We start from the raw sequence: 13,321 nt of genomic DNA on the forward strand, positions 1-13,321 counted from the left end.
CTTTCCTTAACCGCTATAGCCAGGCCACGGAAACCGTGGCTGGAGCCTGCGTTCCGATCCTCAACGCTCCGCCTTCTCGCACATAGCACTGCGTATGCGGGTTGGCGGTCAACCAAGACTTGAGCGCGTTGCCGCTGCCCAGGGCCGGGCATTGAGATCGAGACGTTCCATTGACGGTGACGCTTTGCAGTTGCGCGCTGGTCGGGATGTCGAGGTTCACGCTGACAGGAAGCGTGGAATTGCCGGTCAGATCGATGCGATAAGCCGTGGCCCCGGTTCGCGACAGCGATGCGCGAACGTCGTTCCTGTCGTTCCACCACGCGGTGATGCCGCGCGTACTGGTCGTAAGAACGTAGGGCAGCCCTTGCGCATACCGGATGTAGGCGTCGAATTCCTGCGCATCGGGTTTTCCGTCGTTGCTGAAGCTTGGGCTGTGATCGCCGATGTGGTCGTACAGATTGATGACGCCGCCCAACGCGTACATCAAATCGGCCGCGCGCTCCATGCAGGGCCTCGCCGGGAGGCTGTCCTGGTTGCAAGCGGGGGGATTGGCGGTGATTTCGTGGGAGATCAGGCCGTACCGCTGGGGCCATTGGTCCAGGCTCGGGCGCGTGCTCAAACCCGTAGCAGGAATGTCGACGATGCCGTGCCGAGCCGCATCGTTGTACACGATGATCGCGGGATCCGAAAATCTCAGGGCGTAATGCGGATGCGGCCCGTGCGAATCTTCGCCCTTGGCTACGACGCCGTTCTGCGCCAGCGTTTGGATGCCGACCAAATCGGGTTGATCGGCATCGAAATGAGAGTAGGCGCCATGCGAAACGTAGATTCTGGGGTTGACGCTGGCGCCCACGTATGCGTCCAGGCGCGCTAGCTCTCCCGTGAATTCGGTCAGGCCCTGGCCCGGAACGTATTGGTGGTTGCCTATCTCGGCTCCGAGCTGCAACAGGCTCCCGATGGAAGCGGCCACTTGCGCGTCGCAATCATTGGCGGCGCTGAGGGTGCACGGCGAAGAACCTATCGGCAAGCCGATCCTGCTGCCGTCCGGCGACCACTCATTGAGCAGGAAATAGCTTCCCTTCACCGGAAAGTCCCGCAGCGTGTTTCCGCCGGCAAGGCCGTCGCTATAACGCTCTATCCTCGCTACCAGGTCATCGTCGGCCGGCGAGGCCGGGTCGAAACCCCGGTGAGGAAAATGGTCGTGCCGGGTCATGAAGCCGGCTTTGTATGGCCAGGGCCACGCGCCGATCCGCAGGTTCGGGATTCCGCGATTCTGATGGGCTTCGTTTATGGCGTTGCGATAGACGCCATAGACGTAGGCGGCCGACGAATGCATCGACCACCCGGCGAGGGAGTTGATGGAAGCGGAGTAGATGTATTTGCCGCGGCTCCTTTGCTTGGTGGCGAATATCGGTTTGGCCGGGTCCGCCGTCGGACATCCGGCATCGAGCGTTATCGGATCATCGACGGCCAGCACTCTGGCGGAACCATCGGGCGCGCTCGCATCCAACGCCACCTTCTGCCCCCAGTGGTGGGTTTGCTCGTAACCAGGCGATGTCTGGCTCCTACCCAAGCGATAGCCGCGCGCCTCGTCGTCTTCGACGAAGTGCTGCAGCAAAGGATCGCGAGCGCTCGCGTCCTCTCGCCGGATGTGGTCGAAACAACCGTCGATCTCGGTGGCGCTCAAACCCATGGCCCGCCATATGGGGCCTGCCGCGTAGGTATTCGGGATCAGGGCGTTGCCGTAATGGTTGAACGCTTGAAAACCGGATAAACCGACCCAGTTGGAGGTGTCGTAGCCCGGATACGGTGTATTTTCGTAACTGCTGGTGATCCTCACCCTAACGCAGCGGGCCTCCTGAGCCGGAAAACTTACGATCTGATAAGCGCCGCTCAGCTGGCTGCCCACATCCGACGCCACGGTGACGAACGTCCCGTCGGCGCAACTCTCGTTGGCCGAGAGTTGCACGTCGAAATCCTTGATCAAATAGGTGTAGCCGAAGCCGCGATCCTGATAAGTGGAATGCTGCAAGGCGACCTGCGTGACGATGGGCATCGCTGCCGTACCGGTTTCGAACCGGTAGGTGAGCCAGGCCGGCAAGACATCGTCGATTTGGTTCAACCAAAGATTCTGGTGGGTCGGATCCACCGTGGCGATAGCAGGAAAGGCGGAAGAGAAGGAATTTTTGGCCGTGACCAGCGTGCGCGGTGCGGCGACGGATGCGATCGAGAACGGAGGGGTCACCCATTCGCTGCAGTTGCCCGCTTTGATGTACGAGGCGCCGCCTACGATCGCCCTGCCTCCGCCGAGGACAAAACCGTCGATCGCCGCGACTACCGCATCGCTGGAACAGATATTGCTCAGGCTGAACAACGCTGCATATTTCGGCTCGCCTCGATGCCTAGGGACTCGGCCCGCCGCGATATCCGCGCCGACGTCGGCCTGCGAAACGAATAAGGCCCCGTTTGCTATGTCGGAGTCGAAAACCACGTCGAATGCGGTTCCGTCCGAGCGCAGCTGCTCCATCAAAAACCCGTATATGTGCCAGTACTTCCAGCCGCCGGGTCCCTGCAAGGTCGATAGGTACGGATCGGGACGATTGGCCGAGTCGACGATCGCTCCCCACTGCGAGTCCGTGTTTTCGGAAACGTGGATCGCCACGCTCGCGTTATGGTTGGCTATTCCCTGGAAATCGGCGGGTCCGACCGCGGCGGCGTTTCCGATCCAAAGGGCGAGCAAGCAGGCGAGCGCTCCTTTCACGGCCAACTCCTCGGCAGGAACAGAGGCGCTAGTTATCGGACTATTTCGCCGGCAATAAAGAGATGCGGATCAAGATTCCGCAAGATAGGGCGTTCGCGGTCGGGAACTGGCGAAGCGCTAGTCCGCCGGCACGGTCCGCTCGCGCGCCCATTCGCGCAGCGCCTGCACTTGCTCGCGCATCAGCACCGACAAAGGCCGCGCCTGTTTGAGTTCGGCATGCAATTGGAACTCGGATAGCGGCGCGTTCTGCGCATAGGCGGCGTACAAAGCGGCGACGATGGCCTGTTCGATCTCGGCTCCGGAGAAGCCTTCCGACGCGCGCGCCAAGCCGGGCAGGTCGAACGCGCCCGGATCGAGCTGGCGCTTGGCCAGATGCAGCTTGAAGATCTCCTCGCGCGCGGCGGGCGTGGGCAAGTCGACGAAGAAGATTTCGTCGAAGCGGCCCTTGCGCAGCAATTCCGGCGGCAGCGCCTGCACCTGGTTCGCGGTCGCCACCAGGAATACCGGCGCTTTGCGTTCGGCCAGCCAGGTCAGGAAATAGCCGAGCACGCGGTGCGACACGCCGCCGTCGGCGGCGTCGCTGGAGCTGGCCAGGCCTTTCTCGATCTCGTCGATCCACAGCACGCACGGCGCCAACTGTTCGGCCGAAGCCAGCGCGGCGCGCAGGTTCTTTTCGGTCTCGCCGTGGTATTTGTCGTACAGCGTGCCGAAATCCAGCCGCAGCAGCGGTACGCCGAAACCGCCCGCGACGGCCTTGGCCAGCATCGATTTGCCGCAGCCCTGCACGCCCAGCAGCAGCATGCCCTTGGGGGGATCCAGTCCCGGCGGCGGCTTGCCTTCGACGAAGGCGGCGCGGCGTTGTTCGATCCAGCGCTTCGCGCGCGCGGCGCCGGCCACGTCGGCGAAGCGCGCGGTGTCGTATTCGAAATGCAGATGGCCGCTGCGGTTCAGCAGTTCGAACTTCAGCTTGGCCAATTGCGCCAAGTCGTTGGCGTCGATCACGCCGTCGTCGAAGATCAAGTGGCGGGCGATGCGGCGCGCGTCGGTCTCGCTCAGGCCTTGCAGATTACGCACGATCTGCGCGACCACCGCTTCGTCCGAACGCACCCGCTTGCCGCCGTTCTCGCGGGCGTAGGCGTCGGCCTGCTCGCGCACCAGCTTGAGCAGCGTGCCCGCATCGGGCAGGCGCGGCGCGAAGCGCACCGCGAACGGTTCCAGGTCCGCCGGCAGTTCGATCTTGGTGCCGACCAGCACCAGCACGTGCGGCTGGCAATGCCGGCGCTGCACGATGTCGCGCACCATGCGCTGGGTGCCGGCGTATTCCAGATAAGGGTCGAAATCCAGCAGCAGATAGACGCCGCGCTGGCCCGCATCGCGGATCGCCTGCAGCGTGTTGGACGCGTCCGGCGCCACTTCGGACTCGTCTTCGCGGTCCAAATCGAGCCGGCGCAGGCCTTCGGTGATCGACCAGCGGTACAGCGCCCGCCACACGTGGGTCAGCGTCTGCCGGAACAGCTCGATCACGCGCTGCTCGTCCGGCGTTTCGATCACGATCAGCGGCGTGTCGGCGCGGATCAGCGCGACCAGGTCTTGCAGTTGGCTCATCGGCGGTCCCGGAACGTCCTTGGCGGCGACTGCCGAAGGCGCCGCAAGATAGCAAACACCGGTCCGCGGGAACAAACGGTGGTGCATGCTCATTCCGAATGATGAGGCTGTTGGATGCGCAGGACGACGCATCCGGCCGTCGATGCCCGCGAAACGGGCGAGGCGCTGCGCCTCGCCCGCTCGCCTATTTCAAAGATCCATGCCGATGCCGGCGCCCACCGAATTCTCGCTGCCGCTGAACGCGCCGCCCAGGGTCAAGGACGCGCGTCCGAACTTCATGCCGTAACCGACCGAGACGGCGTTCGAGCCGTTCTGATGCCCCACGCCCAGCGAGATGCGCCCGCGGTCGCCGCTGCCGTTGGCGGCGTTGGCGGCCATGTGCGACATCGCCGCGCCCAGCGCGCCAACGCGGCCTATCTGCTTGTCCACCTGGCCGAAACGGCGGTCGATGGCCTCGAAGCGATCGTTCAAGCCGAAGTTGCCGACGGCCTTGTCGGTATAAGCCTTGGCCGCGGTCAACGTTTGCGCATCGCCGGCGTCGGCGTGCTGGTTGGCCGCGGTGAGCGTGGCCGCATCGCCGGCTTGCATGTCTTGCCGGATCGCCGTCTCGCGGTTGTCGGTGTAGGCGTTGGCTTGGGTGCCGCCGGTGGCCACGGCCGTGTCGGTATAAGCGCTGGCCTTGAGGAAGATGTCGTCCAAACCGGACTGCAGCTGCGACACGTTGACCGCATCGGTGGCCTCAAAACCTGCCGCCACATTCACGATGCGGCGTTCGTTGCCGAGGCGGCCGACCGAAACGGTGTTCGGATCGACAGCTTGAGATCCGCTGCCGATCGCGACGCTGTCGTCGCCAGTGGCGAAAGCGCCGGTGCCGATACCGACGGAACGAGCGCCCAATCCCCAAGCGCCCGGACCGATGGCGGTACTGTGATCGCCGAAGGCGGTGGTCAGTTCGCTGCTGGATTCGAACATGCCGTCCAGGTCGGTGTCGATGTCGCTATCGGGCATGCCGTTGCCATTGGCATCGAAGAAACCGCCTATGGCCAAACTAGCATTGCCCCGAGCGGCGGTGGCGAAGCCGATGGCGCTACTGCCTGCGCCAGTGGCGAAATTGCCGGCTCCTATGGCCGTGCTCATTTGCGCCGTCGCTTGGTTGAACGCACCGACGGCAGTGGCAGCGGAAGCCGTTGCGATATTGCTGGCCCCGATGGCAGTGGCGAAATCGTCGGTTACCGCATCGCCAGCGATGTTGCCATTGCCGACGGCCGTACCGGCGTTGCCTTGGACTGTATTGGACGAACCCAGACCGGTGGCATTGGAAGCCAAGGCGTTGTTGTCGGTCCCGACCGCCGTGGCGAATAAGTCCGTAGCGTTATCGCCGGCGTTGTTGAGATTGCCGATCGCCGTGCCTTGATCGCCCGTGGCCGTATTGAAGAAGCCGCAGGCGACAGCGCCCAGACCGCTCGCCGTGCTGCCGCCGGGGTTTTCGATCACAGGGAGGCCGTCGATCAAATCGCAAGTCTGTCCGGCTTGGGCCGGTAAGGCGGCCATCAGGCCGAGTAAGGTGAGGGATAAGGTGGTCGGCCGTAGGGCCGGAGCAGAAAGATAAACCTTCATAGGCGGGAAGCTCCGTCGAAAAACTGCCGAATCGGCAGCGAACGGAAAGACGGATTCCGCGCAAAAATATTCTTGAGGTTTCCCGCTATCGATCGAGGAAATTCGACCAAACGGTTGCATCTAGAAACCGAACGGCGGCGCCTGTTCGGATGCGCGTGTGGGAAGAGGATGCGCGTCGCAGTTTACTTGCGATAGGTATCGAGACCGTCGTCACTCGCGGCGGAGAGCGGTCATCGGGGCTGCGTGACGCTGTTGGTTTCCGAAACAAGGGCAGCTAGCTGCCCTTGTTCGTTTGCTGGCAGATGTACGTTCTAGCGAAATACCGTTGCAGTCTGCCGAGCCGCAACTATCTTCGAAGCCCCTACAGCTTCACGCCGAAGCCGACGCCCGCCGAGCGCTCCGAGCCGCTGAAGGCGCCGCCCAGGGTGAATACGGTGCGGCCGAAGCTCTTGCCGTAGCCGATCGAAATCGCCTTCTCTCCGGAGTGGAAACCGGCGCCCACCGACAGCATGCCGTTCTGCGCATCGGACGCGGTTGCGCCCGCCGCCGAGATGGCGCTCATCTGCGACATCGCAGCGCCCAGCGCGCCGACGCGGCCGATCTGCTTGTCCATCTGGCCGAAGCGGCGGTCGATGGTTTCGAAGCGGTCGTTGAGGCCGAAGCCACCGATGGTTTTATCGGTATAGGCCTTGGCCGAAGCCAGCGTCTGTGCGTCGCCCGCATCGGCGTGTTGGTTGGCGGCGGTCAGCGTAGCCGCATCGCCGGCATCGGCATGCTGATTCGCCGCAGTCAGGGTGGCCGCATCGCCGGTCTGCATGTCTTGCCTGATCGCCGCTTCTCGGTTATCGGTGTAGGCGTTCGCCGCAGTGCCGCCAGTCGCCACGGCCGTATCGGTGTAGGCGTTCGCCGTAGCCAAAGTCGCTTGCAGCTGTTGCAGGTTGACCGCATCGGTCGCCTGGGTGCCGTCGGCGACGTGAGTGATGCGGCGTTCGTTGCCGAAGCTGCCGACCGAGACGATGTTGGGTGCGTCGGCCTGCGAGCCGCTGCCGATGGCGACGCTGTCGTCGCCGGTGGCGAACGCCCCTGCACCGATGCCCACGGAGCGTGCGCCTAGAGCCCAGGCCCCCGGACCGATCGCGGTGCTGCTATCGCCGAACGCGGTAGTGCGTTCGTTGCTCGATTCGAAAATGCCGTCCAAATCTGCATCGACGTTCAGGTCGAAATCTCCATTGTTGTTGCCGTCAAACCAACTGCCTATGGCCACGCTGGTATCTCCGTTAGCGCTGGTAAAGAAGCCAATGGCGCTGCTCCCGCCGCCATCGGCCCTGCTGAAGGTGCCCATCGCGCTGCTGAACATACCGTTGGCGGTATTGCCTGTGCCGATCGCATTGCTGGACACGGCGCTTGTGGTATTAAACGATCCGAGCGCGCTACTCCCAGGGCCTGCGGCGAAGTTACTTAGGCCGAAAGCGCTGCTGTCAGCAGTGGAGATGTTGGATACGCCGACGGCGGAACTGTTCGCCCCCTTCGCTTTGTTTTGCAGGCCCACTGCGAGGGATTTGATGCCCGCTGCATGGCTGGCAGCGCCGATCGCGACGGCGTGATTGCCCGAAGCCACGGTCAACTCGCTGCTGGCGTCGGCCACATTGTCGCCGTCGGTATCTGTGTCCAGATTGGCTATGCCGTCGGCGTTGACATCCAGCCAGCTTCCGATCGCCTGACTGTCCGATCCGATGGCGCTGGCCGCGAAACCGGCTGCGAAACCGCGGTCGCCGCCAGCATCGTTGTTGAAACCAACGGCCGTACCGAAGTCGCCGAATGCGCTATTGCTTGCTCCGACCGCGGTACTATTGATGCCGGATGCGAAATTGTTGTGGCCGAAAGCGCTGCTGACATCTCCGGTCGCTACATTGCCGGAGCCCACCGCCGTGGTCGCGAATCCGGAGGCGAAGTTGGTGGAACCCGCGGCCAACGCCGCGGGTCCACCGGCGTTATTTAAGCTTCCATAGGCGGCTGCATCTGTGCCGCTGGCGGTATTTTTATTCCCCATGGCGGCGCTCCCTAGGCCGTTAGCGATATTGTCGGCGCCGACCGCGCTGCTGGACCCGCCGCTGGCTTCATTGGAAAAGCCGGACGCATGGCTGCTGGGGCCGGATGCTTGGTTTTGGCTTCCGAAAGCGCTGCTATTCGACCCGCTCGCGACATTGCTGGTGCCGAAGGCGCTTGCGTTTACATTGCTTGCCATGTTCTGCGAGCCAACGGCATTGCTGCTGGCGCCCATCGCCTGATTGTGGAAGCCGAAAGACCCGCTGTTAATGCCGCTGGCCACGTTCTGCGAGCCCGCTGCGGCGCTGTTGGCGCCGTACGCCTCGTTGCTGAAGCCGTACACGCTGCTGAAATCGGCCTCGGCGCGATTGTTCCGACCCACCGCCGTGCTGCCAATGCCGGTCGCTTTATTCACATTGCCTACTGCGGTGCTGCCGCTGCCGCTGGCCGTATTGACGTGACCGACCGCGCTAGCGTTATCACCTGCGGCGGCATTGCCCACGCCGAAAGCGCTGCTTTCCGCGCCGCTGGCGGTATTGCCGGTTCCGTAGGCGCCGCTTCCGATACCGCTCGCCGTATTGTTAACGCCGATGGCGGCGCCGTCTTGAACCGCCGTATTGCCGAAACCGACGGCGGTGGAATGAAGATCTTTGGTCTTATTGCTAACACCAAAGGCGGTATTGGTCTCTCCGTCCGTTTGGTTGAACGCGCCAAAGGCGACGCTATTAAAGCCGCTGGCGCTATTCTTTCTGCCGCAAGCTACCGATCCCAGGCCGTTGGCCACGCTTCCGCCATCGTCCTCGTCTAAGATGATGTCATCGTTCAGGTCGCAAGTGAAAGGTTCTGCCGCCTGGGCGAGTGGAGCCGAAATAACGCTCAGCAGAGCGGCGCTCAACAGCCAACGCTGGGGGCGATTGGACAACGGAATTAGCGGGGTATTCATAGATCACCGATTGGAAGGAATGGCCTGATGTCAGGTCCAATCTAAAGACGAGAGGTCTGGGAAAAGTGGCCAGCCCGTCTATCGGTGCATTCATGCGTTTGCCCACGCCGCATTCGGCAATCCTGCGCTGTCCAGGACAGCGCAGGGCCTAAAACTGAAAAACATTCGGATCGCTAAGAACGGCGTTCAAGGTTCCGGTTATGTCGTGGCAGATCAAAGATCCGCGCCGAAACCGATGCCGGCCGAACGTTCCGATCCGCTGAAGGCGCCGCCCAGCGTGAACACGCCGCGCGAACCGACTTTCACGCCATAACCCACCGACAAAGCCTGCTGCCCACCGTGGAATCCGGCGCCGACTGCGATGCGGCCGCGCTCGCTGTTGCCGCCGGCGGCGATGGCGCTCATCTGGGCCATTGCGGCGCCCAGCGCATTGCCGCGGTTGATCCGGCGATCCACTTGGCCGAAGCGGCGATCGACGGCGTCGAAACGATCGTTGAGGTTGGAGAAGTCGGCGAACTTCTGGTCAGTATAGGCCTTGGCCGCCGACAGGGTTTGCGCGTCGCCCGCTTGCATGTCTTTCCGAACGGCGGCTTCGCGGTTGTCGGTGTAGGCGTTCGCTTGCGTGCCGCCGGTGGCCACGGCCGTATCGGTGTAGGCATTCGCGGTGGCCAAGGACGCTTGCAGTTGTTGCAGATTGACCGCATCGGTCGCTTGCGTGCCGTCGGCGACATGCACGATGCGGCGTTCGTTGCCGACGCTGCCGACCGAAACGGTGTTCGCTTCGTCGGCGCGCGAGCGGCTACCGATAGCCACGCTGTCGTCGCCAGCGGCGAAGGCACCGGCGCCGAACCCGGCGGAGCGGGCGCCGAAAGCCCAAGCGCCGGGACCGATGGCGGTACTGTGATCGCCAAAAGCGGTGGTCTGCTCACTGCTTGTATCAGCAATGCCATCCTGATTGATATCAATATCAATGCTTTTTATGCCGTCGCCATCGGCATCAAAAAAACTGCCAAAGGCCAGGCTGGAAGTGCCTACAGCGAAAGTATTGCTGCCGAATGCGCTGCTTTCGATGCCAGACGCAATATTGTTGAATCCGTATGCGTTGCTCATCAGGTTACCAGCGAAGTTGCCAACACCGAAGGCGCTAGATCCTATGCCGGACGTGAAATTAAAAATGCCGACGGCGCTGCTTTGATCTCCGTTTGCCTCATTGAATGAGCCGAACGCGGTGCTGTCGGCAGTGGCGATGTTGAACGCGCCAACTGCTGAACTGTTAATCCCGCTCGCCATGTTGTGTACGCCTATGGCCAGAGATTTAGAGCCTGTTGCTTGGCTGGCCGAGCCGATGGCGACAGCGTTTTCGCCCGAAGCCATAGTCAGCTCGCTGCTGGCGTCGGCGGTGTTGTCGCCGTCGGTGTCCAGGTCCAAATCGACGAAGCCGTTGCCGTTCGAGTCGAACCAACCGCCAATGGCCTGGCTGCCGAATCCGCTGGCGGTAGCGCTGAATCCCGCGGCGAGGCTGCCTTCGCCTATGGCGTTATTGAACGCGCCAATCACGGTGCTGGATCTGCCGACGGCATTATTGGTATTACCGACTGCTGTACTCCCTACCCCCAAAGCGTTATTAGCCGTGCCCACCGCAGTGGAATCGCCCCCCGACGCAGTGTTGATATTGCCGACTGCGGTGTCGAAGTCGCTCGTGGCGTGATTGAGGCTGCCGACAGCCGTGCTGAACGATGCGGTTGCCTCGTTTATCGTGCCTACCGCAAGCGAGCGCAGTCCAGTAGCCCGGGTCGCTGAGCCAACGGCGATCGCAAGATCGCCCGAAGCGGTGGTCAACTCGCTGCTGGCATCGGCAATGTTATCGCCATTGGTATCCAGATCTAAGTCGGCGAAGCCATTGCCATTCCTGTCCATCCAGCTACCGATGGCCTGACTACCCAAGCCGCTGGCGGTAGTTCCGAAGCCTACAGCAAGACTATTTTCGCCGGAAGCTTGGTTGGACAGGCCGATCGCTGTAGCGAATGCGCCGTTGGCGTTGTTGAGGGTGCCGACTGCAGTGCTGAAATTGCTATCGGCTTGGTTGGCGCTGCCGCAAGCAAAAGCACTAGTACCAACGGCGGTGCTGCCGCCACCATTTTCGTTGTTGGGATTGCCATCATTCAAATCGCAGGTTTGGCCCGCGTAGGCAGGCAGCATTGCCGATGCCGCCAAAAGCGCCAGCGCGAGCAGCGTCGGCCGGTGGGAGATGAAAATCGGGATTTTCATAGAGGTCTCGTCGTTGCGGCCGCGGGATACGGCCGGGCCAATCACAGACGAAACCCCTTAAAAAATGTGGTCATGCCGCATTCGGCAGCGGATTGCTTTTTCGACCTTTCGGAATCCGCAAACGACCGTCGATCAGCCCGGCGCCGCCTAAGCAAGACGGCGCCGGAAGCTGACACGAACGAAACTACAGCTCGCCGCCGAAGCCGATGCTCGCCGAACGCTCCGAACCGCTGAACGCGCCGCCCAGCGTGAACACGTGCTTGTCGCCGATTTTCTTGCCCCAACCGACCGCGAGCGCCTTCTGGCCGCCCTGCACCGCCGCGCCAATGCCGTACGAGCCGCGCGCGCCGCGACCCATGGCGGCGATGGCGCTGGATTGGGTCATGGCCGCGCTCAACGCACCGATGCGGCTGATGCGACGGTCTTGTTCGCCGAAGCGGCGGTCGATGCGGTCGAAGCGGTCGTTGATGCCGCCGAAGTCGACGCTGGCGAATTTCTTGTCGGTGTAGGCGTTGGCTGCCGACAAGGTCTGCTCGTCGCCGGCTTGCATGTCTTTCCGAACCGCGGCTTCGCGGTTGTCGGTGTAGGCATTCGCTTGAGTGCCGCCGGTCGCCACGGCCGTATCGGTGTAGGCGTTCGCAGTCGCGAGAGTGGCTTGCAACTGTTGCACATTGACGGCGTCGGTGGCCTGAGTGCCGTCGGCCACATTGGTGATGCGGCGTTCGTTGCCAACGCTCCCGACCGAGACGGTGTTGGGCGCATCGGCCTGGGAGCCGCTGCCGATGGCGACGCTGTCGTCGCCGGTGGCGAAAGCGCCAGCGCCGATGCCGACGGAGCGGGCGCCTAAGCCCCAAGCGCCTGGGCCAATCGCGGTGCTGTGATTGCCGAAAGCGGTGGTCAGCTCGCTGCTGGATTCGAAGGTGCCGTCCAAATCGGTGTCGATGTCTAAGTCGGGCGTGCCATTGCCATTAGCATCGAAGAATCCGCCAAAGGCCGAACTGGCTTCGCCGATAGCCGAACTGAGGTGGCCGAAGGCAGAGCTGCCATTACCCACAGCCACGTTTTCGTTGCCGAATGCGCTAGCGTTCTCGCCCATAGCCGTGTTGGCAAGGCCGAAAGCATTGCTGCGCGTGCCGCCGGCGTTATTCCCAACGCCGAAAGCGCTGCTGTTATCCGCGCCGGCCGAGTTCAAGCGGCCGAAAGCGCTGCTGCTGAAACCGCTGGCGGCATTAGCGTCGCCGAACGAGTTGCTGGCGAAGCCGCTGGCGCTATTGCCTCTGCCGAAAGCGCCACTGAACAAACCATCGGCACTATTGTTCGTACCTATGGCGCTGGCTTCAACGCTGCTGGCGACGTTTTGAGTGCCCAATACAAGGGAGCGATTTCCCGTCGCTCGGCTCGCAGCGCCGATCGCTATGGCCTGATTTCCCGAGGCTACGGTCAGCTCGCTGCTGGCGTCGACTGAATTGTCGCCATCGGTATCTAAATCTATATCGACGGCCCCGTTACCGTTGGCGTCGAACCAGCTACCGATAGCCAGACCGGCTTGACCTTTGACGGTAGCGAGGAAACCAGCGGCCATGCTGTGTTTGCCGCTCGCCGTATTGGCCGCACCGATCGCTGTGCTGGCAAAACCTGAGGCATCGTTGCCGCCGCCGATCGCGCTGCTGCCACTGCCGGAAGCAATATTGCCAGAGCCGATAGCAGCACTCCCATCGCCCGAAGCGTCATTGTTGTGCCCGCAAGCCAGGCCAAAAACGCCGGTAGCGGTGCTGCCATCGGCGAACTCCGTATTCGGGTCGCCATCATGGAGGTCGCAAGTCCGGCCAGCCTGGGCCGGCAGAGATGCCGCTAGGCCGAGCAAAACGATTGCCAACGCAGTCGGCCGCAAGATGGCGTTCGAAAGGGGAAGAGTCATGATACAGAAGCTCCGTCGAAGGGCTGCACCTAGCGGCAGTGAGCGAAAAGACGGAGTTCCGAGAAAAAGATGGTCAGCTTCCGGGGAAACCGGGCGCCCGCCGGGGGCTGAGACAGTCAACAGCGAAGGCGATGCTAAGCTCCCCCGTTCCTCGTGCCGGAGA

At 62.7% G+C, this 13,321-nt stretch carries 6 protein-coding genes; all 6 read right to left on the minus strand.

What is annotated here, in order from left to right; translation table 11 throughout:
• Window positions 1-13: 13 nt before the first annotated feature.
• The 6 genes from FCE95_RS08780 to FCE95_RS17385 all read right to left on the minus strand — a co-directional run bounded on the left by FCE95_RS08780 (window position 14) and on the right by FCE95_RS17385 (window position 13,158).
• The gene (locus FCE95_RS08780) at window positions 14-2,761 is read right to left on the minus strand and encodes a discoidin/SUN/FTP domain-containing protein (RefSeq protein WP_137266656.1); all 2,748 of its coding nucleotides are present in this window, start codon (window positions 2,759-2,761) and stop codon (window positions 14-16) included.
• A gap of 117 nt (window positions 2,762-2,878) precedes the next feature.
• Window positions 2,879-4,366 carry an AAA family ATPase gene (locus tag FCE95_RS08785; protein WP_137266657.1) on the minus strand — a complete coding sequence of 496 codons (1,488 nt, stop codon included), beginning with the start codon at window positions 4,364-4,366 and terminating at the stop codon, window positions 2,879-2,881.
• 189 nt (window positions 4,367-4,555) lie between these two features.
• The gene (locus FCE95_RS08790; RefSeq protein WP_189644698.1) at window positions 4,556-5,917 is read right to left on the minus strand and encodes a YadA-like family protein; all 1,362 of its coding nucleotides are present in this window, start codon (window positions 5,915-5,917) and stop codon (window positions 4,556-4,558) included.
• A 427-nt stretch (window positions 5,918-6,344) separates the two neighbouring features.
• Window positions 6,345-8,972, minus strand: coding sequence for a YadA family autotransporter adhesin (locus FCE95_RS17090; protein ID WP_189644699.1), 2,628 nt, complete (start codon window positions 8,970-8,972; stop codon window positions 6,345-6,347).
• A 213-nt stretch (window positions 8,973-9,185) separates the two neighbouring features.
• The gene (locus tag FCE95_RS08820) at window positions 9,186-11,240 is read right to left on the minus strand and encodes a YadA-like family protein (RefSeq protein WP_137266664.1); all 2,055 of its coding nucleotides are present in this window, start codon (window positions 11,238-11,240) and stop codon (window positions 9,186-9,188) included.
• Between the two features lie 184 nt (window positions 11,241-11,424).
• Window positions 11,425-13,158 (minus strand): hypothetical protein, encoded by a 1,734-nt coding sequence (locus FCE95_RS17385; RefSeq protein WP_189644700.1) that lies wholly within the window; start codon window positions 13,156-13,158, stop codon window positions 11,425-11,427.
• Window positions 13,159-13,321 lie beyond the last annotated feature (163 nt).

Source organism: Luteimonas gilva (assembly GCF_005239095.1).
Taxonomy (GTDB): domain Bacteria; phylum Pseudomonadota; class Gammaproteobacteria; order Xanthomonadales; family Xanthomonadaceae; genus Luteimonas_C; species Luteimonas_C gilva.

Excerpts from the sequence above, each read along its gene's own strand:
- FCE95_RS08785 (WP_137266657.1), bottom strand. The coding sequence starts at position 4,366 with ATGAGCCAACTGCAAGACCTGGTCGCGCTGATCCGCGCCGACACGCCG.
- FCE95_RS08790 (WP_189644698.1), bottom strand. The coding sequence starts at position 5,917 with ATGGCCGCCTTACCGGCCCAAGCCGGACAGACTTGCGATTTGATCGAC.
- FCE95_RS17090 (WP_189644699.1), bottom strand. The coding sequence starts at position 8,972 with ATGAATACCCCGCTAATTCCGTTGTCCAATCGCCCCCAGCGTTGGCTG.
- FCE95_RS08820 (WP_137266664.1), bottom strand. The coding sequence starts at position 11,240 with ATGAAAATCCCGATTTTCATCTCCCACCGGCCGACGCTGCTCGCGCTG.
- FCE95_RS17385 (WP_189644700.1), bottom strand. The coding sequence starts at position 13,158 with ATGACTCTTCCCCTTTCGAACGCCATCTTGCGGCCGACTGCGTTGGCA.